Annotated in this window: 19 protein-coding genes; 11 read left to right on the top strand and 8 right to left on the bottom strand. The window is 53.4% G+C overall.

Translation table 11 applies throughout. The features are described 5' to 3' along the window. Positions 1-30 precede the first annotated feature (30 nt). Both parC and ACORNT_RS14010 read left to right on the top strand, forming a co-directional pair. Positions 31-2,262 carry a DNA topoisomerase IV subunit A gene (gene parC, locus ACORNT_RS14015; protein ID WP_321392081.1) on the top strand — a complete coding sequence of 744 codons (2,232 nt, stop codon included), beginning with the start codon at positions 31-33 and terminating at the stop codon, positions 2,260-2,262. Between the two features lie 20 nt (positions 2,263-2,282). Continuing rightward, positions 2,283-2,834 carry a GNAT family protein gene (locus tag ACORNT_RS14010; protein ID WP_321392078.1) on the top strand — a complete coding sequence of 184 codons (552 nt, stop codon included), beginning with the start codon at positions 2,283-2,285 and terminating at the stop codon, positions 2,832-2,834. 277 nt (positions 2,835-3,111) lie between these two features. Here ACORNT_RS14010 and ACORNT_RS14005 read toward each other — a convergent pair whose 3' ends face one another. The 7 genes from ACORNT_RS14005 to ACORNT_RS13975 form a co-directional block, all read right to left on the bottom strand. Continuing rightward, on the bottom strand, positions 3,112-4,683 hold the full coding sequence (locus ACORNT_RS14005) for a TRAP transporter large permease (protein ID WP_321392075.1): 1,572 nt from the start codon (positions 4,681-4,683) through the stop codon (positions 3,112-3,114). Continuing rightward, on the bottom strand, positions 4,683-5,216 hold the full coding sequence (locus ACORNT_RS14000) for a TRAP transporter small permease subunit (protein WP_321392072.1): 534 nt from the start codon (positions 5,214-5,216) through the stop codon (positions 4,683-4,685). Before ACORNT_RS14000 ends, ACORNT_RS14005 begins: the two co-directional genes overlap by 1 nt. A gap of 20 nt (positions 5,217-5,236) precedes the next feature. Then, positions 5,237-6,340 (bottom strand): TRAP transporter substrate-binding protein, encoded by a 1,104-nt coding sequence (locus tag ACORNT_RS13995; protein ID WP_321392070.1) that lies wholly within the window; start codon positions 6,338-6,340, stop codon positions 5,237-5,239. Positions 6,341-6,440: 100 nt separating this feature from the next. Further along, a complete protein-coding gene (locus ACORNT_RS13990) occupies positions 6,441-7,181 on the bottom strand; it encodes an arginyltransferase (RefSeq protein ID WP_321392067.1) in 741 nt (246 codons plus the stop codon). 69 nt (positions 7,182-7,250) lie between these two features. Next, a complete protein-coding gene (locus ACORNT_RS13985; protein WP_321392065.1) occupies positions 7,251-9,107 on the bottom strand; it encodes an SLC13 family permease in 1,857 nt (618 codons plus the stop codon). 217 nt (positions 9,108-9,324) lie between these two features. Beyond that, positions 9,325-10,215, bottom strand: a complete 891-nt coding sequence (gene motB / locus ACORNT_RS13980) for a flagellar motor protein MotB (RefSeq protein WP_321392064.1) — start codon at positions 10,213-10,215, stop codon at positions 9,325-9,327. A gap of 114 nt (positions 10,216-10,329) precedes the next feature. Then, positions 10,330-11,574 carry a threonine ammonia-lyase gene (locus tag ACORNT_RS13975; RefSeq protein WP_321392061.1) on the bottom strand — a complete coding sequence of 415 codons (1,245 nt, stop codon included), beginning with the start codon at positions 11,572-11,574 and terminating at the stop codon, positions 10,330-10,332. 415 nt (positions 11,575-11,989) lie between these two features. Here ACORNT_RS13975 and ACORNT_RS13970 point away from each other — a divergent pair, with 415 nt between their 5' ends. The 3 genes from ACORNT_RS13970 to motA all read left to right on the top strand — a co-directional run bounded on the left by ACORNT_RS13970 (position 11,990) and on the right by motA (position 14,735). Next, positions 11,990-12,973 carry a GNAT family N-acetyltransferase gene (locus ACORNT_RS13970; protein WP_321392058.1) on the top strand — a complete coding sequence of 328 codons (984 nt, stop codon included), beginning with the start codon at positions 11,990-11,992 and terminating at the stop codon, positions 12,971-12,973. Then, positions 12,970-13,740, top strand: coding sequence for a hypothetical protein (locus ACORNT_RS13965; protein WP_321392056.1), 771 nt, complete (start codon positions 12,970-12,972; stop codon positions 13,738-13,740). Before ACORNT_RS13970 ends, ACORNT_RS13965 begins: the two co-directional genes overlap by 4 nt. A 119-nt stretch (positions 13,741-13,859) precedes the next feature. Continuing rightward, complete coding sequence (gene motA / locus ACORNT_RS13960) at positions 13,860-14,735, top strand: flagellar motor stator protein MotA (RefSeq protein WP_321392054.1); 876 nt, start codon at positions 13,860-13,862, stop codon at positions 14,733-14,735. On the opposite strand, the gene hemB is transcribed toward motA, so the two are convergent. Further along, on the bottom strand, positions 14,736-15,761 hold the full coding sequence (hemB, locus tag ACORNT_RS13955) for a porphobilinogen synthase (protein WP_420717499.1): 1,026 nt from the start codon (positions 15,759-15,761) through the stop codon (positions 14,736-14,738). It lies immediately after the preceding gene. A gap of 192 nt (positions 15,762-15,953) precedes the next feature. Between hemB and ACORNT_RS13950 the strand changes: the two genes are divergently transcribed. The 6 genes from ACORNT_RS13950 (at position 15,954) to nrdR (ending at position 20,551) form a co-directional block, all read left to right on the top strand. After that, on the top strand, positions 15,954-16,469 hold the full coding sequence (locus tag ACORNT_RS13950) for a MarR family winged helix-turn-helix transcriptional regulator (protein ID WP_321392049.1): 516 nt from the start codon (positions 15,954-15,956) through the stop codon (positions 16,467-16,469). Positions 16,470-16,674: 205 nt separating this feature from the next. Continuing rightward, complete coding sequence (gene hemA / locus ACORNT_RS13945) at positions 16,675-17,895, top strand: 5-aminolevulinate synthase (RefSeq protein WP_321392046.1); 1,221 nt, start codon at positions 16,675-16,677, stop codon at positions 17,893-17,895. Between the two features lie 12 nt (positions 17,896-17,907). Then, entirely contained in the window at positions 17,908-18,093 is a 186-nt protein-coding gene (locus tag ACORNT_RS13940; RefSeq protein WP_321392043.1) for a DUF6898 family protein, read from the top strand. A gap of 195 nt (positions 18,094-18,288) precedes the next feature. Then, complete coding sequence (gene rpiB / locus ACORNT_RS13935) at positions 18,289-18,723, top strand: ribose 5-phosphate isomerase B (RefSeq protein ID WP_321392040.1); 435 nt, start codon at positions 18,289-18,291, stop codon at positions 18,721-18,723. Between the two features lie 46 nt (positions 18,724-18,769). Next, the gene (gene glyA / locus ACORNT_RS13930; RefSeq protein WP_321392038.1) at positions 18,770-20,050 is read left to right on the top strand and encodes a serine hydroxymethyltransferase; all 1,281 of its coding nucleotides are present in this window, start codon (positions 18,770-18,772) and stop codon (positions 20,048-20,050) included. A gap of 39 nt (positions 20,051-20,089) precedes the next feature. Continuing rightward, entirely contained in the window at positions 20,090-20,551 is a 462-nt protein-coding gene (gene nrdR, locus ACORNT_RS13925; RefSeq protein WP_321392036.1) for a transcriptional regulator NrdR, read from the top strand. The last annotated feature ends 8 nt before the right edge of the window (positions 20,552-20,559 follow it).

The raw sequence follows: 20,559 nt of genomic DNA, 5'->3' as shown, positions 1-20,559 counted from the left end.
ACCCGGAAAAATAATTGATATAGTCTGCCTATGAGTATTCAACCCGAAGATAATATCCTTGACGCGCCGCTCGGTGATACCCTGGGTGAGCGTTATTTGTCCTATGCCCTGTCAACCATCATGTCCCGGTCATTGCCGGACGTGCGCGACGGTCTCAAGCCCGTGCATCGCCGCCTGCTTTATGCCATGCGGCTGCTGAAACTGAACCCGGAAACCGGCTTCAAGAAATGCGCCCGTGTGGTCGGCGATGTGATCGGTAAATACCACCCGCACGGCGACCAGTCGGTCTATGACGCGATGGTCCGCATGTCCCAGGAATTTGCCGTGCGTTATCCCATGGTCGATGGCCAGGGTAACTTCGGCAATATCGACGGCGATAATGCCGCAGCCATGCGATATACCGAAGCCCGCCTGACAGAGGTTGCCGTTGCCCTGATGGAAGGGCTGGACGAGGATACTGTTGATTTCCGGGAAACCTATGACGGGGAGGAAGAGGAACCGGTGGTCATGCCGGCCAATTTCCCCAATCTTCTGGCCAACGGGGCGGCGGGTATCGCCGTCGGTATGGCGACCAGTGTGCCGCCGCACAACGTGTCCGAACTTTGTGACGCATTGTTGCATCTGATCAAATTTCCCAATGCCTCGATTCGCAAACTGGTGGACTTCATACCGGGTCCTGATTTTCCGACTGGGGGTATTGTCGTCGAGCCGGGGGAAAATATTGTCCAGGCTTACGAGACCGGTCGTGGCGGTTTCCGCCTGCGCGCCCGCTGGGAAGTGGAGGAAGGCAGTCGTGGATCCTACCATATCGTTGTCACCGAAATTCCCTATCAGGTCCAGAAATCCAAGCTGATCGAAAAGATCGCAGACCTGATATACGAAAAAAGGCTTCCCATACTGGCTGACGTGCGGGACGAAAGTTCCGATGACATCCGCATTGTGCTGGAGCCCAAAAGCCGCACCGTGGAGCCGGAAATCCTGATGGAAAGCCTGTATCGGCTGACCGACCTGGAAACCCGTTTTCCCCTCAATATGAATGTGCTGGACAAGGGCACGTCGCCGCGAGTGATGAACCTGCGGGAAGTGCTGCAATGTTTCCTCGATCACCGGCTTGAGGTTCTGATCAGGGGGTCTAATTACCGGCTCGGCAAGATCGAACACCGGCTGGAGATCCTCGGCGGCTATCTGGTTGCTTACCTCAATCTGGATGAAGTCATTCGCATCATTCGCGAGGAGGACGAACCCAAGAAGGATCTGATGCGCACCTTCGAGCTGACCGAAGTCCAGGCGGAAGCCATCCTCAATATGCGCCTGCGCAGCCTGCGCAAGCTGGAGGAAATGGAAATCCGCCGCGAATATGCGGAACTTGAAGCGGAACAGAAGGAACTTCAGGAGCTTCTGGCCAGCGAGGAAAAACAATGGAACGCTATTTCTGACGGGGTCCGGGGAATCAAGGCGCGCTTTGGCAACAAGACAGAACTTGGCAAGCGCCGCACCACATTTGCCGATGCCCCGACGGCGGAAATCATTCCCATCGAGGCCATGATCGAAAAAGAGCCAATCACGGTGATCTGTTCCGAAAAAGGCTGGATCCGGGCCATGAAGGGCCATGTGGCGGTGGATGACACCATCAAATACAAGGAAGGCGACAAGGCCAAATTCGGTTTTCACGCCTATACCACCGACAAGATCCTGCTCTTCGCCAGTAACGGCCGTTTCTATACCCTGGGCGGGGATAAACTGCCCGGCGGGCGCGGTCATGGCGAGCCGGTGCGTCTGATGATTGATCTTGGCAATGACGAGGAAATCGTCTCAGTGCTTCCCTTTAAGGCGGGCACCCGTCTTATCCTTGCCACCCATGCCGGGCGCGGTTTCATGACAGATGCGGACAATGTTGTAGCCAGCACTAAAAACGGCAAGCAGATACTCAATGTGGAAGACGGCAAGAACAAACCGCACAGTGTCATCCAGGTCGATAAAGACCAGGATACGGTGGCGGTGATCGGCCGCAATCGCAAGCTCCTGATCTTCCCGCTGTCTGATATGGCGGAAATGAACCGGGGCCGGGGGGCTATTATCCAGAAATACAAGGACGCCACCCTGAGCGATATCATCTGCTTTACGCTTGCCGAGGGGCTGAGCTGGTCAATGAAGGGCGGCAAGACCCGGACGGAAACCGATCTGACGCCGTGGATCGGCAAGCGCGGCCAGGTTGGCCGTATGCCACCGCACGGTTTTCCGCAGAATAACCGGTTCAAATAAGTTCGGGCAGGGGTGGAGACATGATCAGGATAATTCCACCCCGTCCGCTCAAAAAAGGTGAGCTGGTTCATCTTTATCCGCCGGGGCCGCACCTGAAGGCGGCGTATCAGCTGTTTATCCAGGAAAACAAGGACTATCACCAGCCCTGGATTTATCATGCTGAAGATCCCCGGTTTTTTAACGACTATCTCAAGCGGATTTCACAGGGCCGGGTGCTCGGCTTTTTCATCGTTCGCAATGAAGACGAGAAGCTGGTCGGGATCATTAACCTGAATAACATCCTGATGGGGCCGGTGCGCAGCGCCTCCCTCGGCTATTACGGATCCCGGGAGGGGGCCGGCAAGGGCTATATGTCGGAAGGCCTGAAACTTGTCCTGCAGTTTGCCGTCGAAAAAGTTGGCCTGCACCGGCTTGAGGCCAATATCCAACCCGATAACGAGGCTTCGCTACGGCTTGTACGTAAACTCGGATTCCGCAAGGAAGGATTTTCACCGGAATATCTGCAGATCGGCGGCGAATGGAAGGACCACGAAAGATGGGCCATTCTGGAGCATGAAATTCGCGATATGTGATGGACTGGATTTCAGGTTGTATCGTCCAGTGTAAAAATCCCGCACTATGATGTATATTATTCCTGTTCAGATTAAAGACAGGAGGTGTCGTCATGATTGCCATGTTGAGTCTGATGAAGAAGCTGTCTGCCAAGACAATGCACAAAGGGCATTCCCTACATAGAGGGCGATTTCACCATAACCTGAGGCGTAGGCTGAAATTTAATGGTATTCTCCGCCGAAGGACAACATTCCGGATATTTCAGCGACGATTTGGCCTACGTTTCTAGGGGATTATCTACCCGAAAATCACGCTCGGCAGCCAGGTTGTCAGAGCCGGCCAGTTCCACAATATCACCAGCGCCAGTATCTGGATCGCTACGTAAGGCATGACCCCCTTGTAGATATGGATGGTCCTGACTTCCGGCGGGGTCACGCCGCGCAGATAGAACAGGGCAAAACCGAATGGCGGGGTGAGAAAGCTTGTCTGCAGGTTCATGGCCATCATGATGCCGAGCCATATGGGATTGATATCCATCATCAGCAATACCGGCGCCACGATGGGAACCACGACAAAGGTGATCTCGATAAAATCTAGGAAGAAGCCGAGTACAAACATCACCAGCATGACCAGGATCAGCGCCCCGAGCTTGCCGCCGGGCAGATCGGTAAGGAAGTCATGGATATATTCGTCGCCGTAAAGTCCCTTGAAGACCAGCGAGAACAGGGCGGCGCCAATAAGGATCACGAAGATCATGGAACTGATCCGGGTGGTCGAGTGCATCACTTCCTGCAGGATTTTCTGACCGTGGGCGCGCATCAGGCTGACGACAATGCCCCAGATCACAAAGCCACAGAGTAGGCCGGACAACATTATGGCGATGATGTCTCCGGCGGCAGCATTTTCCCGGCCCATGCGCAGGTCAAAAAGCTGGGCAATAACCAGAAGCGCCGCAAGGGCGAAGGTGGCGGCATAAACCGGTTTGGCATTCTGAATATCAGCCCGGTACCCTGCCATCAGGATGGCGCCGACCGCCCCCACGGCGGCAGCTTCGGTCGGGGTGGCGATCCCGGCCAGGATCGAGCCCAGAACGGCAATGATGAGCAGGATCGGCGGCAGGAAGGCCGCCATCAGGCGACCGAAAGAAAGCTGGTTACGGGATCCAGTGGTATCTTCCACCGGCGGTGCGGCGCTGGGATGCAGAACTGAAACGATGAACTGGTAAATGATATACAGCAGGACAAGACCGAGGCCGGGAATAAGGGCGCCGGCGAACAGGTCACCCACTGACAGAGGTTCCGGCGACCAGTTGCCCATTTCAAGCTGGGCGGCCTGCCAGGCGGAAGAAAGCTGGTCACCCAGCAGAACCAGTACGATACTGGGCGGAATGATCTGTCCAAGGGTACCGGCGGCGGCGATGGAGCCAGCCGCCAGCGAAGGGCTGTAGCCGCGTTTAAGCATGGTTGGCAGGCTCAGCAGGCCCATGGTGACCACGGTGGCGCCGACAATGCCGGTACTGGCGGCGAGCAGGGCGCCGACAATGGTAACGGAAATACCAAGGCCGCCGCGCACCCGGCCCATCAACTGAGCCATACTTTCCAGAAGTTCCTCGGCGATCTTGCTGCGTTCCAGCATTACCCCCATGAACACAAACAACGGCACTGCCAGAAGGGTGTCATTGGTCATGGTGCCAAAGATCCGTTCCGGGATCAGGCCGATAAAGTCCGGATCAAACTCGCCGGTCAGCAGGCCGATGGCCGCAAACAGCAGGGCGGTGCCGCCAAGGGTAAAGGCTACCGGATAACCGCTTAATAAAAGGATACAGGCGGTTACGAACATTAACAGGCAGAGCAGGGCGGCAAGTTCCATTACACGACCTCCAGCTTTTCTTCTGTCAGATGCTCGGCGCCCCGGATGATACGCAGGCTGTGCAGGACTAGGCTCAGGCCCTGCAACAGGATAAAGAATACAAACAGCAGGATCATGCTTTTCAGCAGGTAGACGGCCTGGATGCCGCTGGATTCAATGCTGCCTTCCATGGCCGACCAGCTGTCCATGACGAATGGCCAGCTGTACCAGCCGATCACAACGGTCACCGGCGTCAGGAAAAGCAGGGTGCCGAGGAGATTGACCCAGGCTTTGGCCTTTTCCGAAAAATTTCCGTAGAAAACGTCAACCCGGACATGCCCGTTGTGTTTCAGGGTATAGCCGGCAGCCCCCAGAAAGATCAGGCTGTGCAGATACAGCAGGCTTTCCTGCAGGAAAATGCTGCCGTCCCTGAAGATGTAATGGGTAATGACGATTCCGAACTGGACCAGAACCAGAATCAATGTAGCCCAGGCGATAATTCGCCCGAGCTTTTCATTGATCAGATCTATGACGCCGGTAATTTTTTCTATCATCACCGTATGTTATAAAGGCTTTATATTTTTTCGCCATAGTTTTCGGGTAGGCGCCGGTTGGCAAAATAAGGTTCGTCGGCGATCTTCGCCCAGTCCATGGCGGCGCGGCGTGTTTCCATATAACTGTTGTAAATCCGCCGGGACAGATCATCCGTTTCACCGGTTTCGCGGACCACGTCGCTGGCCACGTCTGCCAGTTTTTTCATGATCTCAGGTGAGAACTGCCTCAGCTTGACGTCATGTTTTTCGACCAGGGTACGCAGGGCAACAATATTCTGGGCATTGAATTCGGCAACAGATTTCTGGTGATTGTCGCCGGCAACAGCCTTGATGATGGTCTGATGGTTTTTACTCAGGCTGTTCCAGACTTCCCTGTTGAAGCCGGCGGCCACAGAGGCGCTGGGTTCATGGAAAACCGATGTGTAATAATAGGGTGCGATTTTATAAAAGCCGAAAGCCAGGTCGTTCCAGGGGCCAACCCATTCGGAGGCATCGATATTGCCCTGGCTGAGGGCGAGGAAAATCTCGCCACCGGATTTGGTGACCGGTGTGGCTCCCATGCGTTTGAGGATTTCACCACCCATACCGGGAATACGCATGCGCAGCCCCTTGAAATCCTCGAGCGTATTAATTTCCTTTTTGAACCAGCCGCCCATCTGCATGCTGGTGTTGCCGCACAGCAGGGGTTTGACATTAAACTGGCCGGACAGTTCGTCCCACAGTTCCTGGCCGCCGCCATAATAGAGCCATTGCACCATTTCCTGAGGGGTCAGGCCGAAGGGTACGGCACCGAAAAAAGAGAAAGCCTTGTGCTTGCCCTGCCAGTAATAGTCCACGCCGTGATAGACGTCCGCTTTGCCGCCGGAAACCGCGTCAAAGGCACCAAGAGCCGGCACCAGTTCACCTGCCGCATAGACCTTGATCTGGATATCGCCGTCGGTTGCGTCTTCCACATCCTTGGCGAACTGTACGGCACGGGTGCCGATTCCGGGAAAATTCTTGGGCCAGGTGGTGACCATTTTCAGGCGCCGCTTACCCGCGGCGTAGGCCGGCGCGGCAAGCCCCGCTGTAGCGATACCAACTGATCCGAGTGCAGAAGTTTTCAGGAATTTGCGGCGTTCCATGGAATATCCCTTATGTGATTTTTGTCAGTTTTTTTGCAGTATAGTTAGCCTGTCTGCAAAGACAATAGTGCAGGTCAAGATTGACAAAAAAGTGACGGGATCAGCGCTTGAGGGCCCAGCCGTTCGGGCTGAGCAGCTCCAGCGGTTTGAAATTCTGCTTGTAGGCCATCTTCGGGCTGTTCTTCACCCAGTAGCCCAGATAGATATAGCCTAGGAAATGCTCCCGGGCGAGGGCAATATGGCTGAGGATTGCAAAGGTGCCGAGGCTTCGTTTTGACATGCTTTCGTCAATATCAAAGAAGCTGTAAACCATGCTCAGGCCATCCTGCAGTTCATCGGTCAGGGCGACACCGATCAGTTTTCCTTTATCGGATAGTTTTTCACCCGGCAGGCGATATTCCACCAGATGGGTGCTGATGGGGCTGCTTTCCGCCATGTCCTGATATTCATTGAAGGACATTTCAGCCATGCCGCCCTCCGGATGCCGCCTTTTCAGATATTGTTGCAACAGGCTGTATTGTTCATCCGTGACCCGGTTTGGGATCACCGAGACCTTGATGTCACTGTTGGTTTTGAAGATTCTTTTCTGGGTTCTGTTGGCCTTGAATTTCCGGACCGGAATGCGGACGGAAATGCACCGGCTGCAACCTTCGCAGGTCGGCCGGTAAACAATATCCTGGCTGCGCCGGAATCCGACCTGGGTCAGGGAATCATGCAGGCTGTCCGGATTGTCACCGCTCAACTCCGTAAAGACTTTCCTTTCCATCAAATCAGGAAGGTAAGGGCAGGGTGAAGCAGCAGTCACATAAAAACGCGGAAACTGTGATGACTGGTCGGTCATGTCATGTCTTTCGGCAATTCTTATCGCAATCCGTATACTCTAGTTAAAATCGGTAAATAAGTCCTAAAGTCAATATAAACCGTAATACCACGGGGCAAACAGGCTGTAACCAATCCACAGGATCACAATCAGCGGAATGCCGACTCGCATGAAATCACTGAATTTATAGTTCGCCGGCCCCATGACCAGCAGGTTCGTCTGATACCCCATCGGGGTGGCGAAGGAACAGTTGGCGGCGAAAATGACTGCAGTAACAAAAATCATCGGGTCAACATTCAGTTCGGTTGCCAGATTGATGGCGATCGGCGTGAACAGCACAGCGGTAGCATTGTTACTGAGCACATTGGTCAGGATGGCGATCATCAGGAAGAAGGCCGACAGAAGCACCACGACGCCACCCCCGGAAAGGAACTCGATCATATAATGGGCGAGATAGGAAGCGCCGCCAGTGGCCTGGAGGGAGGCGCCCATGGCCAAGGCGGCGCCGATCAGCAGGAATATCCGCCGGTCCACCGCACGACTGGCCTGACGAATATTGAGACAGCCGCTCACAATCATCAGGAAGGCGCCGGCTGTGGCGGTAATCGGTATAGGTACGATCCCGGTTGCCGCTGCGGAAACTACAGCGCCAAAAATAGCCAGGGCTTTCCAGCTGTCCGATTTGACCGGTACTTCGCTGGTGGACCATTCCATCAGCAATACATCGCGATTGGTCCGGAGCGCTATGATCTGCGAGGCGGTGCCGACCACCATCAGTACGTCACCGGCCTCGAGCCGGATATCATCGATGGAGGTCCGTATCATCCGTGAACGGCGCTGGATGCCGATAACCTTGCAGCCGCCCTGCAGATGGAATCCGACTTGCTCCAGAGTGCGTCCGTCCAGACGCGACGCCGGGGCAACGATCACTTCGGCGATCTGCTGGCGTTTTGATGTATCCTGGGACTGGTCTTCGGTGCCGTCAGCACTCAGGGATGTGAGGGCGCCTTTCATCAGGCTGGGGGTCTTGGCGATTTTTTCCGTCAGCGTGCGCCGGGTCGTGGCCAGAATAACGGCGTCACCTTCCCGTAAGGTAATATCATCGAAGGGCGGCAGAAAGGTTTTTTCATCCCGCTGGATGAGACGGGTTGTCATGCCGGACAGGTCAGGAAACATGCCGGCAATCGAACTTTTGCCGATCAGGCTGTTGCCTTCGACAAGGTCAATCTGGACAATGAACTGTTTGCCGCTCATCTGCTGGGCCTTGCCATTTTCTGCGGTAGTCTTCGGCAATAGTTTTGGAGCGATGGCAAGAACATAAACGAGTCCGAGGCCCATCATAAACAGCCCGGGGACGGTAAAGTCGAAAAAGCCAATATCTTTGCCGGTATGGGTTTTGTAGGCACCGGCCACAAGCAGGTTGGTGCTTGACCCGATCAGGGTGCTCATGCCGCCGAGGATGGCGACAAAACTGAGCGGCATTAGGACCTGACTGGCGGGCTTGCCGATTTTATCCATCAGCATACTGAGGATCGGAATGAAAATGACCACCACTGGCGTGTTGTTGAGAAAGGCGCTGATCAGCATAACCACCAGCAGGCAGAAAAGCACAACCCGGCGCGGATAATTGATACCGTGTTTGATAAGTATACGTGCCGGTGTTTCCAGGGCGCCGGTCTGTACCATACCCTGACCGATGACCAACAGGCCCAGGATGGAAATGAGGGCCGGATCTGCGAAACCCGACAGTAACATTTTCATATCCAGCAGAAGCTGGCCGTCGCTGCCGTAATAGGGCAGGAAATGGAACATCAGAAGAAGGGAGGAAATAACACCCAGCGAGGTAATCTCGAGGGGAATATGGTCCATGGCGTAAAAGATGATGGCGCCACCGATAATAGCGAAGGTCAGCCACATTTGCAGGGAGGGGTCAAGCAGTTCAATCATATGCGCTACCGTGAGCTCCAGTTGAAAAAGGCGCTAAAACCTTTGATGATAATGAATATTTTTAAGATATTCAGGACAGAAGGGGATTTCATTTTTCCAAAACTGAAATTTCTTCTTTGGCCTGTTACATAAGCAATAACAATATCATAGCAGGCCAGTTTAAAGCTGTCGCTGAAAATTTTATGATTATGTGGAGTCCGGTTTTACCGCTGGAGAATCAAAGGAAACCACGTGGGAGAGTGGGCGCTTCGCGCAACAGAAGGATGGTTATCCTGCGGTTTTCAGCCCGGCGTGGACGGTCCGGCAAGAGCGGCTCTGTGTCTGCCTTGCCGAGAACTTCTGCAAAACGGTCGGAAGGGACGCCTTTTCTCAGCAGAACACGGCGACTGCTATTGGCCCGGTCCGCGCTCAGTTCCCAGTTGGTGTAGTTGGCGCCTTTGGCAAAATTGCTCGAATCTGTGTGGCCGGAAATGGAAATCCTGTTGGGCATTTTTTCAACTACCCCGGACACCTTGGCGATCATTTTTTCCGCATAGCCGTAGAGTTCGGCCGTGCCAGGTTTGAACATTGCCCGGTTGTCCTTGTCGACCAGTTGGATGCGCATGCCGTCTTCGGTGATGTCGATCAGAAGCTGATCCTGAAGCTCGGCGAGTTCCGGACTTTCCTGGATGCTCTGGCGCAGCTTCTCGGACATTTCCTCAAAGAAGTCCTGTTCTCGCTGGGCCATCATCTCTTCAAGGGATTGTTCCTCTTCGCTCTGTGACTGGTTTTCACCACCTTCTCCGTCCTGTTTCTTGATCAGGGTTTGTGACTGGTCGGGAATGGAGACGGTGACGGCACTGGACTGGGCCCCGTCCGTATTCAGCGATACGCCGCCCAGGATATCGCCGGAGCCGGAAGAACTGCTTGTACTGGCAGAGGTCGGGGAGAAATAGTCGGCAAGACCTGAACGTTGTTCCTCGGTGGTGGCGTTCATAAGCCACAGCAGCAGGAAAAAGGCCATCATCGCCGTCACGAAGTCAGCATAAGCCACTTTCCAGGCGCCTCCATGGGCACCACCGGAAACTTTTTTAATTCTTTTGATTATTATCGGGCGTTCATCCGCCATTTTTTCACCACTGCCAGACTTGTAACGTTAACTGCCGCCCATAATGGCCAGCGTTGGTTAATATAACGTTAGTCAAAGCCGGAAACTTTTGGCGCTTTCAGCGGTTAAGCGATCCTACAGATCCTGGGACCGGTTCATGTGGACCACAAAACCCCTGGCCCGCAGGGCTTCCAGAATGTCCTGAAGATGCTGCCGGTCCCGGGTTTCCAGGGTGACGTTTGAATAGGTTTCCTTGGCCGGCAGTTCAGTGAACAGCCGGTGGTGGGAAACGTCGATGATGTTGCCGCCAAGACCGCCGATGATACCGGATATCTGGGCGAGGGCGCCCGGGACGTCCAGAAGCTCGATCCTGAGACGAGTGATGCGGCCGTCACGGACCAGCCCCCGCATCAGCAGGGACGCCAGAAGGCGCGGGTCGATGTTACCGCCGCTGAGGATCAGGCCGACCTTTTTATCCCGGAACAGTTCCGGATGTGACAGAACGGCAGACAGGGGGGCCGCACCGGCGCCTTCGGGTACGGTTTTTTCGATGGTCATCAGCATGCTGACAGCGCGTTCAAGACTTTCTTCGGTGACCAGCAGGGTGTTGTCGACAAGTTCCTCGCAGACTTTCAGGGTATGTTGCCCGATTGTCTTGACGGCGATACCTTCTGCCAGAGTGGATCCCTTTGGTTCATATTCCTGCTTGTGGAGAGCCCGATAGAGGGAGGGGAACCGTTCCGCCTGTACACCGATGATTTCGATTTTTGGATTGATTGCCTTGGCAGCTGTGGCAACGCCGGAAATCAGGCCGCCGCCGCCAACGGGGACGACAATCACATCAAGGTCCGGCACGTCTTCCATCATTTCCAGACCGATTGTGCCCTGGCCGGCCATTACGGCCGGATCGTCAAACGGATGGACCAGTGTATAACCATGCTCCTCAGCAAGTTCACGGGCGCGAACGGCGGTATCGTCAAAACGTTCGCCAAACAGGACGACATTGGCGCCGTGCTCTTCGGTCTGGCTGACCTTGACGAAGGGGGTGTTCACCGGCATGACGATGGTTGTCGGGATACCGAGCCTTGCGCCATGATAAGCAACACCCTGGGCATGGTTGCCGGCTGACGCGGCAATGACACCGGATTTTTTCTGCTCGTCTGTGAGCGACATCAGTTTGTTCAGTGCGCCCCGTTCCTTGAAGGAGGCGGTAAACTGCAGGTTTTCAAACTTGATAAAAATGTTTGAGCCGGTGATTGAGGACAAAGTCAGGGAACGGGTGGTCGGGGTGCGGATAATCGCGCCCTTCAGAGCCTGTTCTGCTTTTTTGACATCCTCGAAGGATATGGGAAGTGTGGCTGTCTTCTCAGTCTGGTTCATCACAAATACTTTTTGTTATGTTTCAATCAAGTGGCACTCTGTCTGTTCATATATGGCCAGACGAGCAAAAAGTCCAAAATAAAATAGCGAATTCGCTGAAAACCCGGCCTGCAGAGCGGCAATTTCAGGGGCTACAGATTAAAGATAGCAGAATATTCCGTAACAGCTGCCAAAAGCATAGCGAAACAGGAGGAAGAGGAAAATATCGAGGAGCAGCAGGATCAGAACGGACGGCAGGCCCACATATAAGAGCAGACTGCGATAGCCCCATTTTGTCACTCTGGGGCGATCGATCTTATGCCCCATCACATTCTGAATTGTAGGTTTTCTGCCAATCATATTTGACCTTGAGAGTTTTTCTTTGTTTTTTCAACAATTGGCTTAGTATGGCATCAAACTGAAAATATACAAGGCAATGGCAGAACAAGTGACCGTAAAAAATACTCCCAAACTTCACCTGGACTGGAACAATCTGGCCCAGATGGAATGGGATAGTCTGCTTGAGGAGGTTGGCTATAGCGCCCTGCAACAATCCTGGGGATATGGCTCGGCGTTAAAGGAAAGACGGGCAAAAGTACGCCGGATTGTCGCCTATGAAGGCAACAGGCCGGTGGCGCTCGCCCAGGTGATCATCCGGTCATGGTTCGGCATCGTAAAGGTTGCGTCGCTCATGCGCGGCCCGGTATGGCTGGGAGATGTCACGCCAGCCATGAAAAAGGAAGTATTTTCGCTGTTGCGCAGGCTTTATGCCCGCCGCAAGCTGCGTTTTCTCTTTATCACGCCCGAGGACTGGCACCAGGAGGAGGGGAACCTGCTGGAGCAGGCCTGCCTGAAGCAGGTGGTCACCGGTTATACGACTCTGTTTCTTGACCTGAACAAAAGCGAACAGGATCTTTGGGCTGGCCTTTATGGTAAATGGAGGAATCAGGTACGCCGCGCAGAAAAGGAAGAACTGTTTGTTCATTTTGGTGACCATTTGCATCCCCGCGCCGAATGGCTTCTCTCCCGTGAAAAAAAGCAACAGCGGGATAAAAACTACAAGGCGTTGCCGGTGGGACTGGTCGATGCATTTGCCCGGCACAGTCTGGGCCGTGATGTTGTGACGACGGCGTTTGTCTTTAAGAAAGGCGCCAACCCGGAGAGGGACGATCCGGTTGCCGGAGCTGTATTCCTCAGGCATGGCACCTCGGCGACCTATCATATCGGCTGGAACGGGCGCGAAGGCCGAAAACTGCAAGCCATGAATATCCTGTTGTGGAAATCAATCCTTGAACTGAAACGGAAGGGAAGCTGTCTGCTGGATATTGGCGGAATCAACACGGCTGACGGTGCCGAGATTGCCCGCTTCAAACTCAGCACCGGCGGGGAAGTTGTGACCCTGCCCGGAACCTACCTGTGACCAGAAAAGACATCCCGGTCATCGTATTGATTTTTCTGCTGGCCGCCTGCAGCACAAGGCCGGCGCCTCCCGATGGAGACGTTCGGCTAAACACATATTATGACAAGGTTGACGGGATTGCCGCGGCGGGAGCAAATGAACTCAAGGTCTCGGTGATAGGCGTTATCCGGTCACAGGGGTGGGAACTGCCGGTGCATTTATTTTCCCGGGCCGCAATCGGGGAAGGGGCCGGTAAAATCCTTGTTCTGTCGGATTCCGGCGGAAGTACCCAGATTTCTGCGGAAATTATTCTGGAAACGGCTCGGCAGCTTGTGACCAGGCCTGAATTTTACGGCAATGTCACCCTTGACCTTATTTCAATAGCTGTGCCACCGACTGACCTGAACCGGAAAACGTTTGACCGTTCTGAAAGGAATATACTGCGACATTTTCTGAGAACTCATGACTATGATCTTGTGATCCTGCATCAGGTAAACTCAGAGCAGGTTGGTTTCTCCATCATACAGAAGGGAATGTTACAGGACGAAGCGGCATTTGCCCTCTCACGGGTCAGGGATAACGGCTTTTTTGTTGCCGGAACAAGCAGGAATATCTCGAAAAAAACCTTCAGAAAAGGCGGATTGCCGGACTTGTTGTTGCGGCAAAGTGGGGCGGTGGTGATGGTATTCCGCTCAGGACAAAATGAAGAGAAAGAAAAGACTGTATTTCAGCATCTTCTGGCCCAGGAAACGGTTACCAGACTGTTAATGAAGAACTTTTATCGGTAATTCCGCTATTTTTGTTGTCGTTATTAAACCTTGCTTAACGACCTTTAACTATAACTGTCCCAAATAAAGACAGTTTTGATGCCGGGCGACTCGTCCGGCAGTTAAGGGAAGAGTATCAAATGCTGGTTATTGTAGGTATTATTGTAGTCATGGTCATGGCGTTCGGCGGCTATGTGCTGGCTGGCGGTAAAATGGCGCCGATTATCAAGGCTCTTCCTCTTGAATTTATGATTATTGGCGGTTCCGGCGTCGGTGCTTTTATGGTGACCAACAGCAGTACAGTCATGAAAAAGGCCATGAGCGGCCTGGGCAAGACGCTCAAGGGATCGAAGTGGAAGGCGGAAGATTATAAGGATCTGCTCTGCCTGATGTATGCATTGACCAAGCTGATCAAGACCAAAGGGGTGATCGCCCTTGAAGCTCATGTGGAAAACCCGCACGACAGCAAGATATTTAATCACTTCCCCAAAGTGGCTGCCGACCACCATGTCGTCGAATTTATTTGTGACTACCTGCGCATGACCACGATGAACTTTGACGACCCCCACCAGGTCGAGGATGTTCTGATGAAGGATCTGGAAAAGCATCACCATGAGGAAAGCGAAGGGGCTCACGCCCTCGGCATCCTCGGGGAAAGTTTCCCGGCACTAGGGATTGTGGCTGCGGTGCTTGGTGTGATCAAAACCATGGCCAGTATCGACCAGCCCATTGAGGTGCTCGGCGCCATGATCGGCGGCGCGCTGGTGGGAACCTTTCTGGGCATTTTGCTGTCCTATACCATCGCCAGCCCCATTGCGACACGCCTGCAGCAGATTGTTGACGAGGAAGGGCACTTCTTTAATGTGATCAAGGATGTGATTATTGCCCACCTGCACGGCAATGCGCCGCAGATTTCAGTTGAAATAGGGCGGAAGAGCGCTCCTGGCAATATGGCGCCAACATTTTATGAACTGGACGAGGCCGTTCAGGAACTTCCCAACGATCTTCTTGCCTGATTAAAGGGCGTCTTTCAGAATTTTGGCGGCGGCCGGGGCGAAATAGGTCCAGATACCCCTCGCACCCGCCCGTTTGAAGGCAAGCAGGCTTTCCATCATAACGGTATCCCTGTCAAGCCAGCCATTGTCGGCTGCAGCCATTAGCATGGCGTATTCTCCGCTGACCTGGTAGGCGAAGACCGGGTGTGAGAATTCTGTTGCAACCTGGCGAATGATATCAAGACAGGGCATGCCGGGTTTGACAATCACTGAATCGGCGCCTTCGTCAATATCCATGGCCACTTCACGTAAGGCTTCGAGGCTGTTGGCCGGATCCATCTGATAGGTTTTCTTGTCGCCGCCCTTGAGGTTGCCGCCGGACCCGACGGCATCCCGGAAGGGACCGTAAAAGGCCGAGGCATATTTGGCCGAATAGGCCATGATTTGTATATTATGATAACCCAGATTTTCCAGCATGCTGCGGATCTGACCAATACGGCCGTCCATCATGTCTGACGGCGCCAGAATGTCACAACCGGCATCCACCTGTACTTCCGCCTGGCGAATCAGCGCGTCCACGGTCTTGTCATTATGGACGTAACCATCGACAAGAATGCCATCCTGTCCGTGGCTGGTGTAGGGGTCAAGGGCGACATCACAGATGACACCCAGGTCGGGAAACTCCTTTTTCAGAAGTCTGACGCTGCGACATACCAGATTGTCCTCGTTGCAGCCTTCCGAGCCTTCTTCATTTTTCAGGTCGCCGGCAATCACGGGAAAAAGGGCGATGGCCGGAATGCCCAGTTCGCAGGCATTTTCTGCTTCTTTTAACAGAAGATCCGGGGAATGTCGGTTGACGCCGGGCATGGAGGGAACCTTTTCGGCTATCCCGATCCCTTCCTGGACAAATAAAGGCCAGATCAGGTCCTTTACAGACAAACTGTGTTCCTGGTGCAGGTCTCTTGACCATCCCGTGGCCCGGGACCGCCGTGGCCTGCTGAAGGGGTATTTTCCTGTAAGGGGCTGGGGACTCATGCTTTTCCTCATTCTGAATGTTCTTGGCAACATACCTCAAAAGAGTGGTCATTCAAACTTTTACTGGCGTCAAAACATAAAAATTGGCCGAATATGAAGTGATTTTATCAACAGTTAACAGCTTGTTAGGGGTTGCCGATATATAAATTAAGGTAACTTTTAGAAAAATATACCCAAAGACTTCTAATACAGGGATAAAACGGAATGTCGATTGCATATCAGAGCAGCAGCTTGATCGGAGGACATGAAACTCCGGAAGCGCGCACAAAACTCAACTTCCTGGAATGCCTCCGTCTGATTGAACGGCTGCATCGCCGGATGCTTGATATTGTCAAACATCGTCTGGATGCTGTAGGCATGAACGATATCAACAGCGTTCAGGCACTTCTGATTTATAACATCGGTGATCACGAGATGACCGCCGGGGATCTTAGAAACCGGGGATATTACCTGGGATCAAACGTTTCCTATAACCTGAAAAAACTGGTTGAGACCGGCTATATCATGCAGGAACGGTCAGAGCATGACCGTCGCGCTCTGCGTATCTGGCTGAGTGACAAGGGCAAGGCCGTTTGTAACCTGGTCGGTGAACTGTTTGATGAAAATCTGGATCTGATCAAGGATCGCAACCTGTTTGAAGACGAGGATGTCACCGAACTGAGAAATGCCCTGCGGAATCTGGAAAGCTTCTGGAGTGACATTCTGAGGTTCCAGTCCTGATCCCCTCATCCAAATCATGGTAGCTTGCCATGTATGATTCTAGATAAAGTTATTCTGGGCCCCTGATAACAGATTGTGCTATCAGGGGCCTCTTATATTTTGTAGACTTATTTTCTGTTTGGGTGGCAGGTTTCTTGATTTTTGCTTTTCTTGTGTGCCCTGATGGGCTACCAAGGGCTTGGTTTTGGAATTTTAGGGATGGGAAATGGATTACGATCGTATTTTTTCAGACGCGTTGAAAAATATTCAGGACGAAGGCCGCTATAGGGTCTTTATGGATATTGAACGTCAGAAAGGCGATTTCCCCAAGGCAGTCTGGCACACGGAAAACGGGACTCGCGATATCGTTGTCTGGTGCGGGAACGATTATCTTGGCATGGGCCAGCATCCAGAGGTGATCGCGGCCATGGAAGAGGCCTTGGGCAGGGTTGGCGCCGGTGCCGGCGGAACGCGCAATATTTCCGGTACCAACCATTATCATGTCCTTCTTGAAGAAGAACTCGCAGACCTTCACGGCAAGGAAGCGGGGCTGATTTTTACCTCTGGATATATTTCCAACGAGGCGACCCTGAGCACCATGGGCAAGCTTCTGCCCGGCTGCATTATTTATTCCGATGAACTGAACCATGCGTCGATGATCAACGGCATCATCAACAGCCGCTGCGAAAAACATGTCTTCCGCCATAATGATGTGGAACATCTGGAAAGCCTGCTTGAACAGGCCGATCCCTCCCGTCCCAAACTGATTGCTTTTGAATCTGTCTATTCAATGGACGGTGATTTCGGTCCGATTGCCGAAATTTGTGCGCTGGCAGAGAAATATGACGCCCTGACTTACCTGGACGAAGTGCATGCGGTCGGCATGTATGGCTCCCGCGGTGGCGGTGTTGCGGAACAACTGGGCCTGATGGACCGGGTGACGGTCATAGAAGGAACGCTGGGCAAGGCATTCGGCCTGATGGGCGGCTATATTACCGGCAGCAAAGCCCTGATTGATGCGGTGCGCAGTTTTGCGCCAGGTTTTATTTTTACCACATCCCTGTCGCCCGTGCTGGCGGCTGGTGCGCTGGCCAGTGTAAGGCATCTTAAAAACAGTGCCGCCGAGCGGGAAAGCCATCAGGAGCGGGCGGCGACACTGAAACAGATGATGCGCGAAGCCAAGCTTCCTGTCATGCCGTCCACGAGTCACATTGTACCGGTGCTGGTTGGTGATCCGGTGGTGTGCAAGCAGGCATCCGATATTCTGCTTGATGAGTTCGGGATTTACGTGCAGCCGATCAACTATCCGACGGTGCCGCGCGGCACCGAACGGCTCAGGTTTACGCCCAGCCCGCTGCATGACGACGGTATGATGGAACATCTTGTCAAATCCCTGCGTGAAGTCTGGGACCGGCTGGAAATCGATAAATATTCCAACGCAGCCTGAGGGAAGGGACCGATGACCAGCGTATCGGATGGAGATATCATCGTTGAATTCGTCCAGGTCGGCAATTCGGTCAAGGTGTCGGCCATTGATACCAGGTCCGGGCGGGAAGTCTCCATCGTGGGATCGCCGCGCACGTCGCAGACCGAACTCAAACGCGTGGCGATCAATAAGCTCAAATATGTTTTATCCAAGGAATAAGTTTGCAGCACAAACTGCTTTTGGCGCTTTTGTACAAGCTTGCATGCATATGTGGACAAAAATCCCGAAAACTCTGTAAAAACACCATAGATATGGTAGGCAACTGACCTTCCTTGTGATATGAAGCGGCTGAAAGATGGCTTGGTGATTCCCTCCTCGAACAGCAGGATCGGAAAAAACAGGGTTTGACTCATTATGACCAAAGAAACAATCGTTCTGGCCAGCGATCATGGTGGCTTCGATCTCAAGGAAACTCTGAAGGAAATGTTGGAGGAACTTGATTTCGACCCTCTTGATCTCGGCTGTCACGGACCTGAATCCGTGGATTACCCCGACTATGCCCATGCCCTTGCCGATGTCATTGCCGGTGGCCGCGCGAAACGCGGTCTTCTTGTTTGTGGTTCCGGGATCGGAATCAGTATTGCGGCGAACCGGCATCCTCACATCAGGGCCGCCCTTGTACACGATGGCCTGACAGCGCGCCTGTGCAGGGAACATAACGATGCCAACGTTCTGGTGCTGGGCGGTCGAACGACCGGCATTGATGTGGCAAAGGATTGCCTGAAGATTTTTCTGAATACGCCTTTTGAAGGCGGACGCCATGAACGCAGAATTGACAAAATGTCCTGATCCCGGGCGGGAATTGGGTTATAATAAAACCGAGGAAACAGTTTTTATGTCATCTACAGATCTGAACAAGTTTTTTAATGCTCCGCTGTCTGAAACCGATCAGGAACTCCTGGAATCGATAAACGGCGAAATGGGCCGCCAGCAGCATCATATTGAACTGATTGCGTCTGAAAATATTGTCAGTCGCGCGGTGCTGGAAGCCCAGGGCTCCATCATGACCAATAAATATGCCGAGGGTTATCCGGGGCGCAGATATTACGGCGGTTGTGAATGGGTTGATGTGGCTGAAAACCTGGCGATCGAGCGGGCGAAAAAATTATTTAACGCCGGTTTTGTCAATGTTCAGCCCCATTCCGGAGCCCAGGCCAATGGTGCGGTAATGATGGCGCTGGTTCAGCCGGGAGACACTATTCTCGGAATGTCGCTGGCCGCTGGCGGTCACCTGACACATGGCGCGCCACCGGCCCAGAGCGGTAAATGGTTCAATGCGGTACAATATGGTGTTCGGGCTGACGATCACCTTGTAGATTTCGATGAAGTTGAACGTCTGGCCAAGGAACATAAACCAAAGCTGATCATCGCTGGTGGTTCCGCTTATCCCCGGACTCTGGATTTTCAGAAATTCCGTGCCATTGCCGATGAGGTAGGCGCCTATCTGATGGTTGACATGGCTCATTTTGCTGGTCTGGTGGCAGGCGGCGCTCATCCGAATCCGGTGGGTGTGGCAGACGTGGTGACAACCACTACCCATAAAACCCTGCGTGGTCCGCGCGGCGGTATGGTTCTGACCAACCGGGAAGATATTGCCAAGAAAATCAACAGCGCGGTTTTCCCCGGTCTGCAGGGCGGCCCTCTGATGCATGTGATCGCCGCCAAGGCCGTGGCGTTCGGGGAGGCGCTGAAACCGGAATTCAAACAATATGCAGCGGATGTGGTTTCCAACGCCAGAATTCTGGCTGAAAAACTGAAGTCCGGCGGTTGCGATATTGTGTCGGGTGGTACTGATACTCATCTGATGCTGGTTGATCTCAGGCCCAAGGGTCTGACTGGTCGCGATGCAGATGCGTCCCTCGGACGATCAAACATGACCTGTAACAAGAACGGGGTGCCATTTGATCCTGAATCTCCGGCAGTTACATCGGGTATTCGCCTGGGAACTCCGGCGGGTACGACTCGCGGCTTTGGTGCGGCTGAATTTGAAAAGGTTGGCGACTATATTGTCGAGGTGCTTGACGGGCTTGTTGCCAACCGCGAAGACAACGGTGCGGCGGAAGCGGCCGTCAGAGAAAAAGTGGTTGCACTGTGCGAACAGTTTCCGATTTACTGATCGGGAAGACGCCAGGCAGCCTGACAGAAGGAGCGGAGTATGCGCTGTCCATTTTGCAGTAATGAAGACACACAGGTAAAGGATTCCCGGCCGACGGAAGATAATTCCGCGATCCGTCGCCGCCGGTCCTGCAATGCCTGCGGCGCCCGCTTTACCACCTTTGAACGGGTGCAGCTTCGTGAACTTCTGGTGATGAAGAAAAACGGCAAGAAAGTTCCTTTCGAGCGGGAAAAGCTTGAGCGTTCCGTCAATCTGGCCCTGAGAAAGCGTCAGGTTGAGGAAGAAAAGATCGAGCGTATGATCAACGGAATCGTCCGCCAGCTGGAAAGTATGGGGGAAAGCGAAGTCCAGACCGACCAGATCGGCAAGCTGATCATGGAAGGCCTGGAAAATCTCGACAAGGTGGCCTATGTGCGCTTTGCCTCGGTGTACAAGAATTTCCGTGAAGTCAAGGATTTCGAGGAATTCGTCGGAACGCTGGCCGACCACAACGGGAAATAATCAACCCG

This window comes from Emcibacter sp. (genome assembly GCF_963675455.1).
In the GTDB taxonomy this organism is placed as follows: Bacteria; Pseudomonadota; Alphaproteobacteria; order Sphingomonadales; family Emcibacteraceae; genus Emcibacter.
The sequence above is the reverse complement of the archived record's forward strand: the minus strand, read 5'-3'. Positions and strand labels throughout refer to the sequence as shown.

Excerpts from the sequence above, each read along its gene's own strand:
- parC (WP_321392081.1), top strand. The coding sequence starts at position 31 with ATGAGTATTCAACCCGAAGATAATATCCTTGACGCGCCGCTCGGTGAT.
- ACORNT_RS14010 (WP_321392078.1), top strand. The coding sequence starts at position 2,283 with ATGATCAGGATAATTCCACCCCGTCCGCTCAAAAAAGGTGAGCTGGTT.
- ACORNT_RS14005 (WP_321392075.1), bottom strand. The coding sequence starts at position 4,683 with ATGGAACTTGCCGCCCTGCTCTGCCTGTTAATGTTCGTAACCGCCTGT.
- ACORNT_RS14000 (WP_321392072.1), bottom strand. The coding sequence starts at position 5,216 with ATGATAGAAAAAATTACCGGCGTCATAGATCTGATCAATGAAAAGCTC.
- ACORNT_RS13995 (WP_321392070.1), bottom strand. The coding sequence starts at position 6,340 with ATGGAACGCCGCAAATTCCTGAAAACTTCTGCACTCGGATCAGTTGGT.
- ACORNT_RS13990 (WP_321392067.1), bottom strand. The coding sequence starts at position 7,181 with ATGACCGACCAGTCATCACAGTTTCCGCGTTTTTATGTGACTGCTGCT.
- ACORNT_RS13985 (WP_321392065.1), bottom strand. The coding sequence starts at position 9,107 with ATGATTGAACTGCTTGACCCCTCCCTGCAAATGTGGCTGACCTTCGCT.
- motB (WP_321392064.1), bottom strand. The coding sequence starts at position 10,215 with ATGGCGGATGAACGCCCGATAATAATCAAAAGAATTAAAAAAGTTTCC.
- ACORNT_RS13975 (WP_321392061.1), bottom strand. The coding sequence starts at position 11,574 with ATGAACCAGACTGAGAAGACAGCCACACTTCCCATATCCTTCGAGGAT.
- ACORNT_RS13970 (WP_321392058.1), top strand. The coding sequence starts at position 11,990 with ATGGCAGAACAAGTGACCGTAAAAAATACTCCCAAACTTCACCTGGAC.
- motA (WP_321392054.1), top strand. The coding sequence starts at position 13,860 with ATGCTGGTTATTGTAGGTATTATTGTAGTCATGGTCATGGCGTTCGGC.
- hemB (WP_420717499.1), bottom strand. The coding sequence starts at position 15,761 with ATGAGGAAAAGCATGAGTCCCCAGCCCCTTACAGGAAAATACCCCTTC.
- ACORNT_RS13950 (WP_321392049.1), top strand. The coding sequence starts at position 15,954 with ATGTCGATTGCATATCAGAGCAGCAGCTTGATCGGAGGACATGAAACT.
- hemA (WP_321392046.1), top strand. The coding sequence starts at position 16,675 with ATGGATTACGATCGTATTTTTTCAGACGCGTTGAAAAATATTCAGGAC.
- ACORNT_RS13940 (WP_321392043.1), top strand. The coding sequence starts at position 17,908 with ATGACCAGCGTATCGGATGGAGATATCATCGTTGAATTCGTCCAGGTC.
- rpiB (WP_321392040.1), top strand. The coding sequence starts at position 18,289 with ATGACCAAAGAAACAATCGTTCTGGCCAGCGATCATGGTGGCTTCGAT.
- glyA (WP_321392038.1), top strand. The coding sequence starts at position 18,770 with ATGTCATCTACAGATCTGAACAAGTTTTTTAATGCTCCGCTGTCTGAA.
- nrdR (WP_321392036.1), top strand. The coding sequence starts at position 20,090 with ATGCGCTGTCCATTTTGCAGTAATGAAGACACACAGGTAAAGGATTCC.